This window comes from Caulobacter sp. Root1472, assembly GCF_001426985.1.
GTDB lineage: Bacteria > Pseudomonadota > Alphaproteobacteria > Caulobacterales > Caulobacteraceae > Caulobacter > Caulobacter rhizosphaerae.
In genome coordinates, this window is record NZ_LMFX01000001.1 from 462885 (window position 1) to 481739 (window position 18855).

The 18855-nt window shown below is 69.5% G+C and carries 17 protein-coding genes, 1 tRNA gene and 1 pseudogene; 8 read left to right on the top strand and 11 right to left on the bottom strand.

Features of this window, described 5'->3' with window-relative positions; translation table 11 throughout:
- Window positions 1-8 precede the first annotated feature (8 nt).
- From ASD47_RS01830 to ASD47_RS01850, 5 genes are read right to left on the bottom strand one after another with little or no spacing between them, the layout of a single operon-like run.
- Window positions 9-812: an MBL fold metallo-hydrolase gene (locus ASD47_RS01830; protein ID WP_056750723.1), complete on the bottom strand. Its 804-nt coding sequence runs from the start codon at window positions 810-812 to the stop codon at window positions 9-11.
- Window positions 809-1588, bottom strand: coding sequence for a TatD family hydrolase (locus ASD47_RS01835; protein WP_056750725.1), 780 nt, complete (start codon window positions 1586-1588; stop codon window positions 809-811). The genes ASD47_RS01830 and ASD47_RS01835 overlap by 4 nt, the downstream gene beginning before the upstream one ends.
- A gap of 4 nt (window positions 1589-1592) precedes the next feature.
- The gene (locus tag ASD47_RS01840) at window positions 1593-2597 is read right to left on the bottom strand and encodes a DNA polymerase III subunit delta' (RefSeq protein ID WP_056750727.1); all 1005 of its coding nucleotides are present in this window, start codon (window positions 2595-2597) and stop codon (window positions 1593-1595) included.
- Between the two features lie 3 nt (window positions 2598-2600).
- The gene (gene tmk / locus ASD47_RS01845) at window positions 2601-3227 is read right to left on the bottom strand and encodes a dTMP kinase (protein ID WP_056751550.1); all 627 of its coding nucleotides are present in this window, start codon (window positions 3225-3227) and stop codon (window positions 2601-2603) included.
- 54 nt (window positions 3228-3281) lie between these two features.
- Window positions 3282-4307 (bottom strand): septal ring lytic transglycosylase RlpA family protein, encoded by a 1026-nt coding sequence (locus tag ASD47_RS01850; protein ID WP_056750730.1) that lies wholly within the window; start codon window positions 4305-4307, stop codon window positions 3282-3284.
- A 137-nt stretch (window positions 4308-4444) separates the two neighbouring features.
- On the opposite strand from ASD47_RS01850, the gene ASD47_RS01855 reads away from it, so the two are divergent.
- Window positions 4445-4534: transfer RNA gene (locus tag ASD47_RS01855), tRNA-Ser, on the top strand.
- 29 nt (window positions 4535-4563) lie between these two features.
- On the opposite strand, the gene ASD47_RS01860 is transcribed toward ASD47_RS01855, so the two are convergent.
- Together ASD47_RS01860 and ASD47_RS01865 are read right to left on the bottom strand one after the other, a co-directional pair.
- Window positions 4564-5874: a VCBS repeat-containing protein gene (locus ASD47_RS01860; protein WP_056750735.1), complete on the bottom strand. Its 1311-nt coding sequence runs from the start codon at window positions 5872-5874 to the stop codon at window positions 4564-4566.
- A gap of 3 nt (window positions 5875-5877) precedes the next feature.
- The gene (locus ASD47_RS01865; protein WP_056750739.1) at window positions 5878-6765 is read right to left on the bottom strand and encodes a hypothetical protein; all 888 of its coding nucleotides are present in this window, start codon (window positions 6763-6765) and stop codon (window positions 5878-5880) included.
- Window positions 6766-7007: 242 nt separating this feature from the next.
- Between ASD47_RS01865 and ASD47_RS01870 the strand changes: the two genes are divergently transcribed.
- Genes ASD47_RS01870 through ASD47_RS01880 form a run of 3 tightly spaced genes read left to right on the top strand, consistent with a single transcriptional unit; the run spans window position 7008 to window position 8876 of the window.
- Window positions 7008-7916, top strand: coding sequence for a class I SAM-dependent methyltransferase (locus tag ASD47_RS01870; protein WP_056750742.1), 909 nt, complete (start codon window positions 7008-7010; stop codon window positions 7914-7916).
- Complete coding sequence (locus tag ASD47_RS01875) at window positions 7913-8650, top strand: pseudouridine synthase (RefSeq protein ID WP_056750744.1); 738 nt, start codon at window positions 7913-7915, stop codon at window positions 8648-8650. Before ASD47_RS01870 ends, ASD47_RS01875 begins: the two co-directional genes overlap by 4 nt.
- Window positions 8643-8876, top strand: coding sequence for a sulfurtransferase TusA family protein (locus tag ASD47_RS01880; protein WP_056750747.1), 234 nt, complete (start codon window positions 8643-8645; stop codon window positions 8874-8876). Before ASD47_RS01875 ends, ASD47_RS01880 begins: the two co-directional genes overlap by 8 nt.
- Here ASD47_RS01880 and ASD47_RS01885 read toward each other — a convergent pair.
- A complete protein-coding gene (locus ASD47_RS01885; protein WP_056750750.1) occupies window positions 8848-9798 on the bottom strand; it encodes a YihY/virulence factor BrkB family protein in 951 nt (316 codons plus the stop codon). The two genes, ASD47_RS01880 and ASD47_RS01885, sit on opposite strands and share 29 nt — an antisense overlap.
- 228 nt (window positions 9799-10026) lie before the next feature.
- Window positions 10027-11154 (bottom strand): CaiB/BaiF CoA-transferase family protein, encoded by a 1128-nt coding sequence (locus ASD47_RS01890; RefSeq protein WP_056750753.1) that lies wholly within the window; start codon window positions 11152-11154, stop codon window positions 10027-10029.
- Between the two features lie 205 nt (window positions 11155-11359).
- Here ASD47_RS01890 and ASD47_RS01895 point away from each other — a divergent pair, with 205 nt between their 5' ends.
- The 4 genes and pseudogenes from ASD47_RS01895 (at window position 11360) to ASD47_RS01905 (ending at window position 14061) form a co-directional block, all read left to right on the top strand.
- Window positions 11360-12685 (top strand): diguanylate cyclase domain-containing protein, encoded by a 1326-nt coding sequence (locus ASD47_RS01895; RefSeq protein ID WP_056750756.1) that lies wholly within the window; start codon window positions 11360-11362, stop codon window positions 12683-12685.
- A 6-nt stretch (window positions 12686-12691) separates the two neighbouring features.
- Window positions 12692-12793, top strand: a pseudogene (locus ASD47_RS27350) (hypothetical protein); the annotation flags it as partial.
- Between the two features lie 39 nt (window positions 12794-12832).
- The gene (locus tag ASD47_RS01900; RefSeq protein WP_056750759.1) at window positions 12833-13477 is read left to right on the top strand and encodes a DsbA family oxidoreductase; all 645 of its coding nucleotides are present in this window, start codon (window positions 12833-12835) and stop codon (window positions 13475-13477) included.
- Window positions 13478-13539: 62 nt separating this feature from the next.
- Window positions 13540-14061, top strand: coding sequence for a CcdC protein domain-containing protein (locus tag ASD47_RS01905; protein WP_156402066.1), 522 nt, complete (start codon window positions 13540-13542; stop codon window positions 14059-14061).
- A gap of 757 nt (window positions 14062-14818) precedes the next feature.
- Here the strand turns inward: ASD47_RS01905 and ASD47_RS01910 are convergent.
- Window positions 14819-15211: an SRPBCC family protein gene (locus ASD47_RS01910; RefSeq protein WP_056750764.1), complete on the bottom strand. Its 393-nt coding sequence runs from the start codon at window positions 15209-15211 to the stop codon at window positions 14819-14821.
- Window positions 15212-15344: 133 nt separating this feature from the next.
- Window positions 15345-18812 carry a transcription-repair coupling factor gene (mfd, locus tag ASD47_RS01915; protein WP_056750767.1) on the bottom strand — a complete coding sequence of 1156 codons (3468 nt, stop codon included), beginning with the start codon at window positions 18810-18812 and terminating at the stop codon, window positions 15345-15347.
- Window positions 18813-18855: the final 43 nt, after the last annotated feature.

An 18855-nucleotide genomic window follows, 5' to 3' on the forward strand; every position in this document is an offset into this window, starting at 1 on the left:
CGGAGGCCTCAGACCTCGAAGGTCATCCCGTCATAGGCCGGCTCGACCCCCGGCGGAAGTTTCGCCGCCAAGGCATTGAAATCCAGGTCGATATGCAGGTTGGTCAGGATGGCGCGACGCGGCTTGGCGCGGGCGATCCAGTCCAGGGCCAGGCCCACATGGGCGTGGGTCGGGTGCGGCGTCCAGCGCAGGGCGTCCACCACCCAGACGTCGAGATCGCTCAGCGCCGCCCAGCTCTCCTCGGGAAAGCCGATGGCGTCGGGCGTATAGGCGACATCGCCGAAGCGATAGCCGACGGCGCGGATCTCGCCGTGATCGACGTCGAAGGTGGTCACCGGGATCGCGCCGCTGGGGCCGTCGACCTTCCAGGGCTGGCCGTGCGGCGGGATGGGGTGGGCGTCGCAGATGGCCGGATAGCCGCCCTGGCTCTCGAAGATGTAGCCGAACCGCCGTCCCAGGCTCTCCATCGTATAGGCGTCCATGTAGGTGGGGACGCGCCGGCGATGGTTCAGGAAGAACGGCCGCAGGTCGTCGATCCCGTGGGCCTGGTCGGCATGGTCGTGGGTGAACAGGCAGGCGTCGACGCGCTTGACCCCCGCCCTCACCGCCTGCAGCCGGAAGTCCGGGGCGGTGTCGACCACCACCGTGGTGTCGGTCGCTGGATCGCCGCCCGGCCGTCGCACCAGCATCGAGCAGCGGGTACGCAGGTTCTTCGGTTCGGCCGGGTCGCAATCGCCCCAGTTGCCGTCGGCGCGCGGCACGCCGCCCGACGAGCCGGAGCCCAGGATCGTGAACTCCAGCTTGCCGGTCATGTCCGGGGGATCCGGTCGAACAGGGCGAAGAAGGCGTCCTCGGTGCGGGCCTCGGCGTCTGCGCGGGTCCAGCCACGGATCTCGGCCAGCTTGTCCAGCACGTGCGGCAGATAGGCCGGCTCGTTGCGGCGGCCGCGCATCGGCACGGGGGCCAGGTACGGGCAGTCGGTCTCCAGGATGATCTTGTCGGCCGGCATGTCGGCGATGATGTCGCGCACCGCCTGGGCCTGCTTGAAGGTGGCGATGCCCGAGACCGAGAACCAAGCCCCCAGCGCCGCCATCCGCCGAGCCAGCTCGGGACCGCTGGTGTAGCAGTGCATCAGGATCTTGAACGGCCCCCGGGCGTGCTCCGCCTCGAGGATGTCGCCCATCACCGCGTCGGCCTCGCGGGTGTGGACCACCAACGGCAGGCCGGTCTGGCGCGCCGCGGCCGCATGGGCGCGGAACACGTTCGCCTGCACGTCGCGCGGGCTGAGGTCGTAGTGGAAGTCCAGCCCCGTCTCGCCAATGCCGATCACCTTGGGCCGGCCTGCCAGCTCGACCAAACGTTCGGCCGTCAGCTCGACATGGTCCTTGGCCTCATGCGGATGGGCCCCAACCGTGCACCAGATGTCGTCGTTGGCCATGGCGATGGCGTGGACCGCGTCGAACGACGGAATCTTGTCGCAGATAGTGACCATCAGCTGGATCCCGGCGGCGCGGGCGCGGTCGATCACCGCCTGGCGGTCCTCGTCGTACTGATGGGCGTGCAGGTTTACGTGGCTGTCGATGAGCATGCGGTCACATGGCCGCCCGGGCGGCGGCGCGCAAGTCCATGATCGCGGTCCAGAACACGTCGGCGCGATCCAGGTTCACGGCCTCGGCCTCGCCCGGCGCGCGGACGATCTTCTCCCAGGCCGCCACCCAGCGGTCCAGGCCCGCCGGCGTGCGTTCGCCGGCCATGCCGGTGGCCATAGCGTGGATCTGGTCGCCCAGCCGGTCGAACAAGAGCTCGAAGCGCGCGGCGCCCTCGGCCCCCTTGAAGGTGTCGGCCATGGCCAGCAGCGCGCCCTCGTCCAGGTCGGGCAGCTTGCGCAGGATCTCGCCGGCCGCGTCGTCGGCCTCCAGCGCCCCGGCGGCGGCCAGCTGCAGGGCGCGGCCTGGCGCGCCCTTGGCCATTCGCGCCAGGCGGTCGGCCTCGTGGGCCGAGACCCCGGCCCGCTGCTCGACCATGGCGGCGGCCTTGGACAGCTCCGGCGCGGGCACCACCAGCCGGCGGCAGCGCGAGCGGATGGTCGGCAGCAAACGGCCCGGCGAATGGCTGATCAACAGGATCACCCCACGCGGCGGGGGTTCCTCGAGAGTCTTCAGCACGGCGTTGGCGGCGTTGACGTTCAGGTCGTCGGCGGCGTCGATGATCGCCACCCGATAAGGCGAGACGGCCGGCGAATTGGCGAAGAAGGCCGGCAGCAGACGGGCCTCGTCGACGGGGATCGACTTGCGGGCCTTGCCGTCGTCCGTCGCCCGCTCCAGCACCATCAGGTCGGGGTGCGATCGGGCGGCGACCTGGCGGCTGACGAAATCGGTCGGCGCCGATCCCAGGGCGCCGAACGCCGGATCCGGCCTCGCGCCCAGCAGGCGGCGGGCCATCCGATAGGCCAGGGTCGCCTTGCCTACGCCCTCGGGTCCGGTCAGTAGCCAGGCGTGGTGCAGCCGGCCGCGGTCCAGGGCGTCCAGGAAGGCCAGCTCGGCGGCCTCGACGCCGTCGATGGCGAACACGTCGCGGGGATGGGGCGGCGCGTCCACGCGCTACAGGCCCAGCCGGGTGGACACCGCGTCCCAGACGTCGGCCCAGACCGCGTCGATCGCGTCGTCGGCTTCGATCACCACGCAGCGTTGGGGCTCGCGGCGCGCGATCTCGAGGAAGGCCTCGCCCAGGCGCTGGTGGAAGGCCAGGCCCTTGGCCTCGAAGCGCGCCTCGCCGCCCCGGGCCAGGGCCCGCTTCAGGCCCACTTCGGCCGGGATGTCGAAGATCAGCGTCAGGTCCGGCGTCGTGCCGCCCAGGACCTGCTCTTCCAGCGCCTTGATCAGGCTGATCGGCGCCTCGCCGCCCGCCCCCTGATAAGCCCGGGTGCTATCGGCGAAGCGGTCGCACAGCACGATGGCCCCACGGTCCAGGGCCGGCCGGATCACCCGCTCGATGTGGTCACGCCGCGCGGCGTACATCAGCAGGGTTTCGGTGACCGGCGACCAGCGGTCGACGTCGCCGTTCAGGATCAGGTCGCGGATCTGCTCGGCGCCGGGGCTGCCGCCCGGCTCGCGGGTCAGCACCACGTCGGCGCCGTCCGCCTTCAGGCGTTCGGCCAGGCGGCGGATCTGGGTCGACTTTCCAGCCCCCTCGCCGCCCTCGAAACTGATGAAGGTTCCACGCGTCACGGGCTTCAAATCGGCCGTAACGCCCGTCTTGTCCAGAGGGGATCGCGGCCAGGCCTAGGGCCGCAGCACCGTCGCGTCGGAAAAGCCCAGGGCGGCGACGCGGTCGCGCACGCCGAAGGCCTCGGCCTCGTCCGGACCGGCCTGGACAACCACGCGATAGAGCACGCCCTGGGCGCGCTGGATCGGCTCGATCGAGGTCTCCCCAGCCTCACCCAGCTGGGCCACGGCGCGTTCGGCGTTGCCGCGATTGGCGAACGAACCCGCCTGCACGCGATAGGCGCTTCCAGCGCCGCCGTTGACCGTCTCGGCGCCGGCGAGAACCGGCGCGGGTTCAGCCGGGACGACGGGCGCAGACGGGGCAGACGGGACATAGTCCGGGTCGGCGGCCTTGGGCGGCGGCGGCGCGTCGTAGGCCGGTTGGGCCGGCGGCAGGCCCGAGTTGTAGACACGGGTCCTGGGCGCCGGCGCATAGCGCGGCTCGGAGGGCGGCGGGGCCGAGGCGATCATCCGCGGCTGGTCGAACGGAGTCTTGCCGGCCGGGCCGACATAGCGGACGCGGACATGGGCCACGCCCGCCCGGCCATAGCCCAGCTGCTCGGCGGCGGCCTTCGACAGGTCGATGATGCGACCATCGACGAACGGCCCGCGATCATTGACCCGAACCTGCAGCTTGCGGCCGTTGTCCAGGTTGGTGACCTCAACGATGCTGGGCAGCGGCAGGGTCTTGTGGGCCGCCGACGGCACGTCCATGTCGAAGATCTCGCCATTGGCCGTGCGCCGGTTGTGGAACTGCTCGCCGTACCACGAGCCGATCCCCTTCTCGTCATAGTCGCGATCGGCCTTGGGATAGTACCAGATCCCCTTGATCTGGTAGGGCTTCTCGGTGCCGCGCAGGCCCGCGGTTGACCCCGGGGCGGGCGGTCCCGAATAGGGTCTGGCCGTCGATTGCGACGAGGCCGTCGGCGGCAGCCGGGTCGGCATCGGCGTGGCGCAGGCGGCCAGGCCGGCGCAACCGAGCGCGGCCGCCGCCAGTCCGCGCAGCGGGCGACCCGCGCCCCGCGCTTCGCTTGCCTGGTCCAAACGCCTGCTCCCGATCACTCTAGTCTCGAGCGAAAGGGTCGTTCAGGAGGCTTGAAGTCTGGTTAATAAAAGGTGCGACCAAAACGCGCCGAAACGACTGGAGCGGGCGGGCGACCGCTGATATAGGCCCCTGCTCCGGGCAGGTGGCCGAGTGGTTTAAGGCAGCGGTCTTGAAAACCGCCGTGGGTGAAAGTCCACCGTGGGTTCGAATCCCACCCTGCCCGCCAAGGCCCCGGACGAGCGTGCCGGGCGCCGACTAGACGCCGAAGAAGCCGTCGGCGGTGGTGGCCACGCCGATCCAGTTGACGAAGTGGCCGTGGTCCAGGGCGTAGTAGCCCAGGTCGTGGTTGAATTCGTTCTGTAAAAGGATGTCGACGCTGCCGTTCATGTCGAAGTCGCCGACATTGACGACCCGATAGTCGGCCGAGGACGAGCCGACGCCGACCCAGTCGACGAACTGGCCGTGGTCGATCTTGTAGAAGCCGGTGTCGCCCGTCTTGTCGTTGCGGAACAGGATATCGACCGAGCCGTTGCCGTCGAAATCGGCGACGCCGACCACCGTATAGGCCGGCGACGAGGACGCGATCGTCGTCTGCCCGACCACGGCGCCGTTCTGCAGATGGTAGAAGCCAAGATCGCCGCCGCCCGCGCCCGAACCGAGGGTGCGGTACAGGATGTCGTCGTCGCCGTCGCCGTCGAAATCACCCACGCCGGCAACCGCCTTGGTGTTGGCCAGCGTGCCGATCTGGCCCCAGCTGACGACGGCGCCCTCGCTCATCCGGTAGTAGCCCATGTCGCCGCTCACGCCACGGAACAGGATGTCGCTGGTCCCATTGTGGTCGAAGTCGCCGGTCGCCACCACGGCGTAGGCGGTCGAGGACGAGCCGATCGCCTGGTAGCCGACGTTCTGGCCGTCGACCATGCGGTTGAAGCCCAGGTCGCCGGAGATATTGTTGCGGAACAGCACATCGGTGGCGTGGTCGCCGTTAAAATCGCCCACCCCGACCAAAGAATAGGTCATCAGCGAGTGCGTCGGCGCGCTCCACTGATACTGACCGCCGACCAGTTGGTAGGATCCCAGATCGCCCTCGTGGTTGCGCATCAGCACGTCGGAGCGGCCGTCGCCGTTCAGGTCCACCGAACCGATTGACAGCTCGACGGTCGGATCGAGCTCCGCCTTGAAGACGCCGTTGCGGACATAGGGCGTGTAGCCGTCGTTGAAGAAACGGCCGGAGGTCCAGCCGATCACGAAATGCCCATCGGAGAACGTGTCGATCGAAGGCGTGGATTCGTCGTAGTAGGGATTGCCCGCGATGTTGACCGCTTCGGCCACCCGGTGGCCGGTCGAATCGTAGACCGCGACGAACAGCTCGCTCTGCTGACCCGTTTCCGCGGTGGTCTGCGTCCAGGAGACGACGAACTGATTTCCGTCGCCCACGGCGGCGACCGCGATGTCGCCGACCACGTGGCCGTAGGTGTCGTCATGGGTGACGGCGATCGGGCCGGTGATCGCGTGGCCGTCGGCGTCCAGGATCTTGAACGTCACGCCGCCGTCGACCCAGGCCAAGGCCTAATGTCCGTCGGCCAGGGCCGCGACCTCGACGCCTCGGCCGTGGGCGACGACTTCAGACGCGGCGATCTGCGCGCCATTGGCAGCGTACACCGCGCGATGAATGTCGTTGGCGCCGTCGTGGTTTTCGAGCCAGGTCAGGGTGAAGCCGCCGCTGGCGGTGGTCGCGACGTTCAGGTCGGCCTTGATCGTGGTCGAGAACGGGCCGCTGACGGCGATGGGCTGGCCGATCTCGACGCCGTTCGCGTTGAAGATCGAGGTGAAGACGCTGGCTGTCTGGGCGTCGAGCACCGAGATCCAGGACACCGCGTAGCCGGACGCCAGGGCTGTGACGATCGGGGGATCGACGTGGGCCGTGGCGGCCAGATGGGTGAGTTGCGTGGTGGCGGAGACCTGACCAGCCGAATTGAACGTCGCCGTATAGGCGTCGACAGCCCCCGAGGCCTGCTTCTGCGTCCAGGCCAGGGCGACGCCGCCGTTCGGCAGGGCGACGATCGACTCGCCGTCCACGCTGTTGGGAATGCTGAACACCGCGGAGGTCGCCACGCCGGTGGCGTCGAAGGTCTGGAACGCGGCGCCCTCGCTGACGTAGCCGTAGGTGGCGTGCCAAGCCACCGCGAAGCCGCCGTTGGTGAGCGCCACGACCTGGGGCCGGGGATCGACCGAGGCTGGCGCCGCCGAGCTGGCCACGGTGACCTTTCGGATCAGTGCGCCAGCCGCGTCGAAGACGTCAGCGTACAATGTATAGACGTCCGAAAACACGCGCGCAGGCACCGAGGTGTCCCACACCACCACCGATCCTTGTCCGGTGAGGACCGTCACCGGCGGTGTGGCTTCACCCGAATTGGTGTCGATCTTGGCGGCGGGCTGATCGGGTCGAATTTGCATCATAAGCTCCGCACGCCCTGCGTTCAGGGCCGCACCGTGGAAGGATCCGTAAGACCTCTCGTGACGCGAGCCTTGCACGCTTCCAGTCTAGGTCATCGCTACCCTGCCCCGCAATCGAATACAACGTTGGGGCGAGCCCGGCCGCACGCGGGGCTGGACTTCTTGTCTCGATTTTGCGACGCGCTCAGGCTCTCGATGTTCGGAGGCCCATTCACTGGTCTTCGCCAAGCAAAGATCCTGAAATGCCAAACTTCGCCGTCTACGGTTCGCCGTCTCATGACCTCATCGACCTGCCCGGCGGGGCGCTCCAGACCTCGCCGCTATGGGTGGGCGCGACGGACCTGGCCAGCCTCCCGGACGACTCCGTCGATGAGATCGTGATCCAGGCCCCGCCCGGTGTCGCCGAGCGGCGCTACGTGCTGGCCCAGGCCTTGCGGGCGCTGAAGGTGGAGGGACGCCTGACCGCCCTCGCCCCGAAGGATCGCGGCGGCCTGCGCATGAACAAAGAGTTGGTCGCGTTCGGCTGCACGGTCGGTGAAAGCGCCAAGCGTCACCAGCGGATTTGCGTGGCCCTGAAGCCGGCGCACGTGATCGGCCTGGACGCCGCCATCGCCGAAGGCGCGCCGCGCCGGCTGGACGGCGACGGCCTGTGGACCCAGCCGGGGGTGTTCAGCTGGGACCGCCTGGATCCCGGCTCTGCCCTGCTGCTGAAGTCGCTGCCGCCGCTGAGCGGGGTCGGCGTCGACCTGGGCTGCGGCATCGGCGTCCTGGCCCACGCCGTCCTGGCCTCGCCCAAGGTGACCAAGCTGACCCTGGTCGACCTGGACCGCCGGGCGGTCGAGGCGGCCAGGCGCAATGTCGACGACCCGCGCGTCGAGGTCCTGCAGGCCGACGCCCGGCGCGGCGCGGACCTGGCCAGCGGCCTGGACTTCGTGGTCACCAACCCGCCGTTCCACGAAACCGGAAGCGAGGACAAGGGCCTGGGCCAGGCCTTCATCACCGCGGCCGCCGGTATGCTGCGCAAGGGCGGCGTGCTGTGGATCGTCGCCAACCGCCACCTGCCCTACGAGGCGGTGCTGAACGAGCACTTCAAGACCGTCCGCCCGGTCGCCGACGCCGGCGGCTTCAAGGTGTACGAGGCCCGGAAATGAGCAAAGCCTTGATGGCGCGACTGGACCGGCTGCTGGCCAATCTCGGCTACGGCAGCCGGCGCGACGTCCAGGCCCTGGTCTCGACCGGCAAGGTCACGCTGGACGGGGTCGCCATCAAGGACGCCGGCCTGAAGATCGCCGTCGCCGCCGACCTGCCGCTGCGCCTGAAGATCCGCGGCGTCCCGGTCGACCCGCCGGCGCCCCTGGTGCTGATCATGCACAAGCCGCTGGGCGTGGTTTGTTCGCACCGCGAGGACGGCGAGCGGATCTACGACCTCCTGCCCAAGCGCTGGCAGATCCGCGACCCGGCGCTTTCGAGCGTCGGGCGGTTGGACAAGGACACCTCGGGCCTGATCCTGATCACCGACGACGGCGATTTCCTGCACCGGGTGATCTCGCCCAAGCGCCACGTGCCCAAGGTCTATCGCGCCACGCTCGACCGGCCGCTGGCCGGGACGGAGGGCGCGGCCTTCGCCAGCGGGACCCTGATGCTGGAGGGCGAGGAAAAGCCGCTGTTGCCCGCCAGTCTGGAGGTTCTGGGCGAGCGCGAGGCGCGGCTGACCATCACCGAGGGCCGCTATCACCAGGTCCGCCGGATGTTCGCCGCTGTGGGCAACCACGTGGCCGCCTTGCATCGCGAGCGTATCGGCGGCCTTGCCCTGCCGGACGACCTGGCGCCGGGAGCGCACCGCATTCTGACCGCCGCCCAAGCCGAGGCCGTGTTCGATGTCTGAAGAACGCCTGATGGACGCCCGCGGCCATCGCTGCCCCGTGCCGACGCTGCGCCTGCGCCGGGCCCTGGAGGAGGCGCCGGCCGGCGGCCTGGTCCGCCTGCTGGCCGACGACCCGCTGGCCCGCATCGACGTGCCGCATTTCGCCGCCAGCGCCGGGGCGACCGTGCTCGATATCGTCGACGCCCCGGACGGCGCGATCAGCTTTCTGGTGGCGAAGGCGCCTTGAGCGGGATCGGCTTGGGGCCCTCCAGCAGGGCCCGGGGCCGCTCGTCCAGCGCGATCTCCATCTCGGTGGCCAGGGCGCCGCCGTAGAACACGGCGTTGACGCTCCACGACAGCCAGATCAGGAAGATGATCACCGCCGAGATCGAGCCGTAGGTCGCGCCCAGATGGGCGACCTGCTCGACGTAGAAGGCGCTGGCCCAGGACATGAACACGCACATCACCGCGGCGGCGAACCCGCCGGCGATCGACGCGCGCCAGCCGACCGGGGCGCGGGACATGGCGTAGCGATAGATCAGGGTCATGCCGACCAGCAGGCCCAGGCTGGCCCAGGTCCACTCGCTCTGGATCCACGACACGCCGGCCAGGGGGCGAAGGTTCACGGTGCTGGCCAGCAGGCGGAACGTCAGGAACACGCCCGACATCACGAACAGCAGGGCGAAGGCCGCGACCAGCACCACCAGGGCCATGAAGTTGAAGCCGAAGAAGCCGCGCTGGTCCTCCTCGTCATGGATGAAGGACAGGCCGGCCAGCAACGCCTTGAAGCCGCGATGGGCGGCGTAGAGACCGATGATCAGCACCACGGCGCTCTGGGCCGAGATCGCCTTTTCCGGGGCGTGGGCCAGGCGGGCCAGCTCGCTCTGGAAGATCGGTCGGGCGCCCGACGGCATCAGGAACGACAGCTTGTCGGCCTGGTAGGCCGCCTGTTCGGGGGTCAGGAGGAGGCTGAACAGACCGATCAGGATCGCCAGGCCGGGAAACACCGCCAGCAGGATGAAGAACGACACCCCGCCGACATACAGCATCACGTCGCGGCCCCACAGCCGCTGCAGGGCCAGGCCGAGGACTCGGAGGATCTCCCTCACCCAATGGATCGGATCGAGATCGAGGTCTCGAAAGCGAATACGGTCCTGGGGGGAATTCATGCGGCGGAAACTGGCCTCGGCGCCGCTTCGACGCAAGCGCGCCGCCAAAAAAACATCGGATTGGAGATACAAAGACCCGCCGCTTCAGGGAAAGCGGCGGGTCTCCGCAGGACGAACCTGAACCGGTCGCCGCATCGAGGGACGGGTGGCGCGACGGCCGGTTACAGGATCAGGTCTAGACCCTTGCGGCTGAACCGGACCTGAATGATCTCGTCAGGAGACGGGAGGCTACAGCGCGCCCCGCGCCTTCAGCGCCGTGATCGCCTCGGCCGAGAAGCCCCAGTCCGCCAGCGCCGTGTCGTTGTCAGCGCCGATCTTCGGCGGCGGGCCCTGGATCGCGCCGGGGGTGGCCGAGAAGCGCGGGGCCGGCGCCGGCTGGGTTACGCCGGCCACCTCGACGAAAGTCCGGCGCGCGGCGTTGTGGGCATGGGCCGGAGCCTCGTCCATCGTCAGGACCGGGGCGAAGCAGACGTCGGTCCCGTCCATCAGGACGCACCAGTCGTCGCGGGTCCGGGTCGCGATCACCGCCGCCAGCTTCTCCCGAAGCTCCGGCCAGTCCCCGCGGCTCATCTGGTGCTCGAACTGCGGGTCGGTGATCCCGGTCTTTTCCAGCAGGAGACGGTAGAACTGCGGCTCGATCGAACCGATCGAGATCCACTTGCCGTCGGCGCATTGATAGGTGTCGTAGAAGTGGGCCCCGCCGTCCAGCAGGTTGGACCGTCGCCCCTCGCCCCAAAGGCCGCTGGCCTTGAAGCCGTAGAACATGGCCATCAGCGAGGCCGCGCCGTCGCTCATCGCGCAGTCGATCACCTGGCCCTGCCCCGTCGCCCGGGCGTGGATCACCCCCGCCAGCAGGCCGAAGGCCAGATAGAGCGCCCCGCCGCCGAAATCGCCGACCAGGTTCAGCGGCGGCACCGGCTTGTCCGCCGTGCCGATCGCCGCCAGGGCGCCGCTGATGGCGATGTAGTTCATGTCGTGACCGGCGGCCCTGGCGTAGGGGCCGGTCTGGCCCCAGCCGGTCATGCGGCCATAGACCAGCCTGGGATTGCGGACCAGCGCGACGTCGGGGCCCAGGCCCAGCCGCTCCATGACCCCGGGGCGGAAGCCCTCGATCACGCCGTCGGTGCTCTCCATCAGCGTCAGGCAGGCCTCGACCGCGGCCGGCGACTTCAGGTCCAGCGCCACCGAGCGGCGGCCCCGCGCGGTGACGTCGGCGGGCGAGCCCCGGCCTGCGCCCTTGCGGTCGATGCGCACGACGTCGGCCCCCAGGTCCGACAGCAGCATGCCGCAGAACGGGCCGGGACCGAGCCCGGCGAATTCCAGCACCTTCAGGCCGGACAGCGGTCCCTGGGCCATGACGTTCCTCCCGGCCGACTCTCGCGGCGTTCGTCTCACGGCCACTAGAACGGCCCTGCCCTTCGGTCAGGCAAGAGGCTTTGTCCGTTCACAGCCTGCGGCGATGCGGACCTATGAGGGGCCTGCGCCTCTGCTATGGTGCGACGTCGAATCTCGACGGCGCCGCGCCGTCGGGCGACGCCGGTGTCCGGGGCGGAGGCTTGAGTTGGCGGTGAACGCCCGAATCCTGATCGTGGCGCGCGATGATGCTCGCGCCGGGCCGCTGTCCGAAGGGCTCGACAAGCTCGGCTGGCGGACCATCACCGCGCGCGGTCCCTACGCCGCCTTGGCCGCCCTGGGCGACCTGAACATCGAGGCGGTGATCGTCGATCTCGAGAGCGCCGGCCCCGACGCCCACTCCCTGTCGCGCCGCCTGAAGGCCGCCGTGGCCCCGCGCCGCCTGCCGGTGATCGCCATCGGCGAGCCGGGGACGGAGTCCAACACCCAGGCCTTCGACCTGACCCTGTCGCCGCCCCTGCACCCCAGCCAGGCCGTGCTGCGCCTGGAGTCCCTGGTGCGCACCGCCATCGCCGAGGAGGAGTTCGAGCTTCGCCTGGCCACCTTCGGCGATCGCGGCCGCCGGCTGGACCTGCCCGAACCCCAGGCCGAGCCGTTCCGCATCCTGGCGATCGGCGAGCCGGCTCCGCAGTTCCTGGCCCTGTCCAACGCCCTGGCCCGCAGCGGGGCCGACGTGGTCGGCGCCTTCACCGCCTATACGGCCTTCGACTACCTGCACGAGCGGGCCTTCGACGCCGTGGTGCTGTGGGCCGGCGACAACCAGCAGGAAGCCCTGTCGATCGCGGCCGGCATGCGCCGCAACACCCGGCTCTTTCACATCCCGGCCCTGCTCTACCTGAAGGCCGAGAGCTATGTGACCATGTCGGAGGCCTTCCATCGCGGGGTGTCCGACGTCGCTTCGCCCGAAACGGCCGAGATCGAGACCGCCAAGCGGGTCATCGAGCTGGCCCGCAACTATCGTCGCGGCGAGGCCATTCGCGGGGCCCTGGAGAAGGCCCGCAGCTCTGGCCTGATGGACGCCGCCACCGGCCTGTTCACCCGCGACCTGTTCGCCGCCCACCTGGTCCGCCTGGCGACCGCAGCGCGGGAGCGGGCCCGGCCGCTGTCGATCTGCGTGCTGCGGGTCGCCGACAAGCCCGACACGGTCTGGGCGCGCAAGAACGGCTGGCTGGACCGCGCTATCCCGCAGATCGGCTCGATGGTCGGCCGGCTGGTGCGGGTCGAGGACACCGCCGCCCGTCTGGCGCCCGAGGTTTTCGCCCTGGCCCTGCCCGCCACCAACCAGGCGGCCGGACGCGCCGCCGCAGAGCGGATCGCCGCGGTGATCGGCTGCACGGCCTTCGACGCCGGCGACGACCGGCCGCCGTTCGTCTGCGAGTTCGACATCGGGGTGGCCCAGATCGAGGCCGGCGAGAGCGCCGTCCACGCCCTGGAACGCGCCGCCGCCCAGGCCCTGCAGCGCCACAGCGCTTAAAGGTCGGTGTGTGAAATCCTCGTCCTTCGACAGGCTCAGGATGAGGGTTTTTTGAAGCGTCGCGCCAGCAATCGTCCTCAGCCTGAGCTTGCCGAAGGACGAGGACGCCCCTAGGTGCTGCAGCGTTCGCCATCGAAGGACCACGCCATGGGCCAGCCGCTGCTTATCGACCTCGTCGCCGACGTCGTCTGCCCCTGGTGCTATCTGGGCTGGCGGCGGGTGAAGTCGGCCCTGGCCCTGCGGCCCGACGTCGAACCGCTGGTGGTCTGGCGCCCCTACCAGCTGGACCCGACTCTTCCCGAGCAAGGCGTTGATCGCAAAGCCTATATGGCCGGCAAGTTCAAGGATCCCCTGAAGCTGAAGGCGGTGCACGCGGCGCTGGTCGAGGCCGGCGCCGAGGAAGACATCGTCTTCGACTTCGACGTCATCGAATGCTCGCCCAACACCAGCGCCGCCCACCGCCTGATCCGCTGGGCCCAAGGCGCCGGCAAGCAGGACGCCGTGGTCGAGGCCCTGTTCGCCGCCTACTTCACGCTGGGTCGGGACATCGGCGAGCCCGCGGTGCTGGCGGACATCGGCCAGAGCGCCGGCATGGACCCCGTAGTGATCCTGCGCCTGCTGTCCGAGGGCGCGGACAAGGACGTCGTCGCCCGCGAGCACGCCATGGCCGTCCAGGCCGGCGTCACCGGCGTGCCGTTCGCCATCTTCAGCGGCAAACTGGCGGTCGTCGGCGCCGAAAGCCCGGAAAACATCGCCCAGGCCATCGACAAGGCGCTTGAACAGGCGGCCTGACCGGGCCAATCCTGCCGCCGGGGAGGTCGCCCGTGGGGCGGCCCGTTGTCGGAATCCTGTTCATGCCTCAGTCCAGCATCCAGATGGCGGTCACGATCGCCATCGTCGCCGTGGTGTTCGCCCTGCGCTTCCGGGGCATGACCCGTGAGCGCCGGCTCAGGCTGGAGCTGATGTGGATCGTGCCGGCCCTGCTGGTCGCCGCGATGGTCGCCGTCCTCGTGCAGTTCCCGCCGCACGGCGTGGACTGGGCTTGGCTGGCGGCGATCTTCGCGGTCGGCGCGACGATCGGCTGGTGGCGGGGCAAGCTGATCCCGATCGCCATCGACCCGCAGACCCACCTGCTGAACACCAAGCCGTCGCCGGCCGCGATCCTGTTCCTGCTGGGTCTGTTCGTCGTCCGCTTCGCCCTGCGCGCCCTGGTCGAGAGCGAGGCCTCGGCCTGGCACATCAACGCCGCCCTGGTCACCGACGGCTTCATCGTGCTGGGCGTGGGCCTGCTGGCCGTCTCCCGCCTGGAGATGGCCCTGCGCGCCTGGACCCTGCTGCGCGAGGCCCGGGCGGCCAGGGCGTCGGTGGCGGCCTGAGACCAAAAACCTCCCCCTGTGGTGGAGGCAGGATCTGGGACGCGGACGGGACAGGCGCATGCGCCTGTCCCCAGCCACGAGGCGGCGACCTCGGCCTTTCGCGGCCGAGCTGATGGGAAGGGTGCGAAGCGCCCGGGCCTCGCCCGGAGTAGCTTTGATGTGTTGTACCGTTTCGACGAAGTTCGAGCGCTTCGCGTGGAGCCGTTATCCGGAAGCCTTCGGGTCGCGGATTTTTAACCCGCTCCGATGGNCCGTTTCGACGAAGTTCGAGCGCTTCGCGTGGAGCCGTTATCCGGAAGCCTTCGGGTCGCGGATTTTTAACCCGCTCCGATGGAGGCCCCCGACGGGCAGGACGTTGGCGCGTCCTGGACCGCATGGGCCATTTCAGCCCGGGCCTGCTGGCCCTATCCGCCTATCCGGGCGCCGGAGTTTCGTCGCGACTGAGGCGAACCTGCTCCGAACCGACCTGGACGTCCCCGAGGAGACACGGCGGACAAGACCTTCCCGCTCGTCCACCCCTGAAAGCCGCATCGGTCGCCGTACGTGCGCCCTCCCCATGCCTTCAGGTGAGGTCAGGATACCGGCAGTCGAGAGGGGTGAGGATCAAATCGGGTCGAGAAAGCTCAGAGCGTTGAAATCATTGAACTTGATTCGCCATTCACCGAGGATAAGCGCTCGACTTCGGGGACACGCACTCACATCACAACCCTGCAAACCAACCGAGGCCCCGCCGTGAGTGCGCGTCCCCGGCTGCACTTCACCCCTCCAAGGTCGTCTTCATCGCCGCGCAGCCCAGGTCCATGAAGCCGGCGACCCGCTCGGCGGCGTCGTGCGGCAGGATGTCGGCGGTCCAGACGATCCGGCTGCCCGATCCCTCAGGCAGCACCTGCATCGCACCGTTGTGGTGGGTCAGCAGAGCGCTGCCGACCACCGACCACACCAGGCGGCGGGCCTCGTCGTCGACCGCGACGATCAGCTCGCGGGCGACCAGTCCATTGGCGAAGGTGACGGTCCGCACGCCCTCCTCCACCTGGCAGTCGGTCAGCGCGCCGGGGCATAGCCGTTGATGGACGTGGCCCCAGTCGCGCACGGCGTCCCAGACTTGGTCGGGCGCCAGGGCGACATCGACGGAGCGGGTGATCGTGGCCATGGGAAATCTCCTCTCGAGGTTTCCCTGATCCTGGCGGATCCGCGCCACGCTGGCTGGCGAGATCCGGACCCGGTCATCTGAGCCGCATGGGCCTCGGCGTCGGCGAAACGGCCGACCTAGGCGAGCACCAGCATCACGCCGCCTTGGCCAGCTTGGCCAACTGCGACAGGATCTTCTCGGCCGCGTCCAGCCGCTGGGCCGGGGTGTCCCACTCGCCCTTGACCACCACCTTCTGGTCGGGGCGAACCTTCCAGATGAGGCTGTTCTTGCCGACGAACTGCACCAGGGCCAGGGGATTGGCGAAGGTGTCGTTGCGGAAGCTGGCCACCGCCCCCTTGGGGCCGACATCGATCTTGGCGACATTGGCCTCGCGGCACAGGCCCTTGATGGCCACGACCTTGAGCAGGCTGTCGGTCTCGGGCGGCAGCGGGCCGAAGCGGTCGATCAGCTCGGCGGCCAGGGCCTCGCGATCGGCGGCCTTCTCGGCTTCCGACAGGCGGCGGTATAGCGACAGGCGCACGTTCAGGTCGGGCACGTAGTCGTCGGGAATCATCACGGCCGCGCCGGTGTTGATCTGCGGCGACCAGCCCCGATCCTCCAGCAGGGCCTCGGCCCCCTGGCGCTCGCGCAGCTCGGCCACGGCGTCCTCCAGCATCTGCTGGTAGAGCTCGACCCCGATCTCCTTGATGTGGCCGCTCTGCTCGTCGCCCAGCAGGTTGCCGCCGCCGCGCTGGTCCAGGTCGTGGCTGGCCAGCTGGAAGCCGGCGCCCAGGCTGTCGAGCGACTGCAGCACCTTCAGGCGCTTCTCGGCCGACAGGGTGATCTGCTTCTCGGCCGGCGTCGTCAGATAGGCGTAGGCCCGGGCCTTGGACCGCCCCACCCGGCCGCGGATCTGGTACAGCTGGGCCAGGCCGAACATGTCGGCGCGGTGGACGATCAGGGTGTTGGCGCTGGGGATGTCCAGCCCACTTTCGACGATCGTGGTCGCAAGGAGCACGTCGTATTGGCCCTCGTAGAAGGCCGTCATCACGTCTTCCAGCTGGGTCGGCGCCATCTGGCCGTGGCCGACCACGTACTTGATCTCCGGAACCTGGGTGCGGAGGAACTTCTCGATGTCCTCCAGGTCCTTGATGCGCGGCACCACGTAATAGGCCTGGCCGCCGCGGTACTTCTCGCGCAGCAGGGCCTCGCGGAGGGTGACCGGGTCGAACGGGCTGATATAGGTGCGCACCGCCAGGCGGTCGACCGGCGGGGTGGCGATGATCGACATCTCCCGGATGCCGCTGAGCGCCATCTGCAGGGTGCGCGGGATCGGCGTGGCGGTCAGGGTCAGCATGTGCACGTCGGCGCGAAGCTCCTTCAGCTTCTCCTTGTGCTTGACCCCGAAGTGCTGCTCCTCGTCGACGATCACCAGGCCCAGGTCCTTGAACGACACCTGCTTGGACAGGATGGCGTGGGTGCCGACCACGATCTCGAACTGTCCGTTGGCCAGGCCCTCGCGGGTCTCGGCCGCTTCCTTGCCGGTGACCAGGCGCGACAGGCGCGTGACCTTGACCGGCCAGCCCTGGAAGCGGTCCTTGAAGGTCTTGTAGTGCTGGCGTGCCAGCAAGGTGGTCGGGCAGACCACGGCCACCTGCTTGCCGCTCATCGCCACCACGAAGGCGGCGCGCAGGGCGACCTCGGTCTTGCCGAAGCCGACGTCGCCGCAGATCAGCCGGTCCATCGGCTTGCCCGAGGACAGGTCCTCCAGCACGTCGGCGATGGCCGACAGCTGGTCGTCGGTCTCCTCGTAGGGGAAGCGGGCGCAGAACTCGTCGAACACCCCGTGCGGCGGATCGGTCTCTTCCACGGACTTCAGCTGGCGGGCGGCGGCGATCTGGATCAGGCCCTCGGCCATCACCCGCAGGCGCTCTTTCGCCTTGGCCTTGCGGCCCTGCCAGGCCGCGCCGCCCAGCTTGTCCAGCTGGACGTTCTCGCCGTCGGTCCCATAGCGGGTCAAAAGGTCGATGTTCTCGACCGGCAGGTAGAGCTTGGCCTCGCCGCCGTACAGCAGGTCCAGGCAGTCGTGCGGCGCGCCCTGGACGTCCAGGGTCTTGAGGCCCTCGTAGCGGCCGATGCCGTGGTCGATGTGGACGACGAGGTCGCCGGGCGTCAGGGCGCTGGCCTCGGCCAGGAAGTTGGCGGCCCGGCGCTTCTTGCGCGGCCGGGCCAGGCGGTCGCCCAGGATGTCGGTCTCGGAGATCACCGCCAGGCTGTCGGTCTCGAAGCCGTTGTCCAGCGGCAGGACCACGCGCTGCGGGGTCTTCGGGTCATTGGCCTTGGCCGCCTGCCAGTAGGCGGCGTACGGGATCTTCTTCAGGCCGTGGTCGGCCAGCATGGTCCCCAGGCGCTCGGACGAGCCCTCCGACCACGAGGCGAATAGAACCCGCTTCCCCTCCCCGGCCAGCTTGCGGGCGTGGTCGGCGGTGGCCTCGAACAGGTTGACGCTGTCCTGGGCTCGCTCGGCGGCGAAGGTGCGGCCCAGCTTGGCGCCCATGTCGACGACGTCGAGCCCTTGCGGCTGAAAGGGCGTGAACTTGCGGTTGGGACGGTCCTCGACGGCCTGGTCCCATTCCTTGGCGGTCAGGTACAGGGCGTCGGGCGCCAGCGGGCGGTAGGCCGACTTGCGGTCTGCCGAGGCGCGGGCCTCGTAGGCGTCGGCGATCATCGCCAGCCGCTCGTCGCGGCTCTCGGTGACCTGGTGGTCGACGCCGACCAGGGCTCCGGCCGGCAGGTAATCGAACAGGGTCGCCATCCGCTCGTAGAACAGCGGCAGCCAGTGCTCCAGGCCGGCGCGGCGGCCGCCCTCGCTGACCGTGGCGTACAGCGGATCGTCGCCCGGCGCGCCGAACGCGCGGACATAGCCGGCCCGGAACCGCGAGACGCCGTCCTTGTCGAGCAGGGCCTCGCTGACCGGCAGCAGCTGGATCTCGCGAAGCTGCTTGGTCGAGCGCTGGGTCTCCGGATCGAAGGCGCGGATGCTCTCCAGCGTGTCGCCGAACAGGTCCAGCCGCACCGGCTCCTCGGCGGCCGGCGGATAGACGTCGATGACGCCGCCGCGGATCGCGAACTCGCCGCGTTCCGACACCGTCGAGGCGCGGCTGTAGCCGTTGATCGCGAAATAGCGTTCAAGGTCGGCCACGTCGACGCTGTTGCCGACCTTGGCCGAATAGCTGGCGCGCAGCAGGACGGACTTCTCGGGCACGCGCTGCAGCAGGGCCGGCGCGGCGGTCACCAGCATGGCCGGCTTGGCCTGGCCCAGCCCCTCGGCCAGGCGGTGCAGGGTGGCCATGCGCACGGCGGCCACGCCGGCCGACGGGCCGATACGGTCATAGGGCAGGCAGTCCCAGGACGGGAACAGCACGGCCTCGATCTCGGGCGCGAAGAACTTCAGGGCGTCGATGAAGGCGCTGGCCCGGGCGGTGTCGCGGGCCACGAAGGCGGTCAGACCGCCGCGCGCCCGGGCGATGTCGGCCATGACCAGGGCGTCGAAGCCCTCCGGCGCGCCGGCCAGGGTCAGGCCTCCCGAGGCCTTGGCGATCTGTTTGGCGTCGTAGGCCATGCTGCTCTTCGAAGGTTGAGCCAGCGACAACGCCGCCGGTACT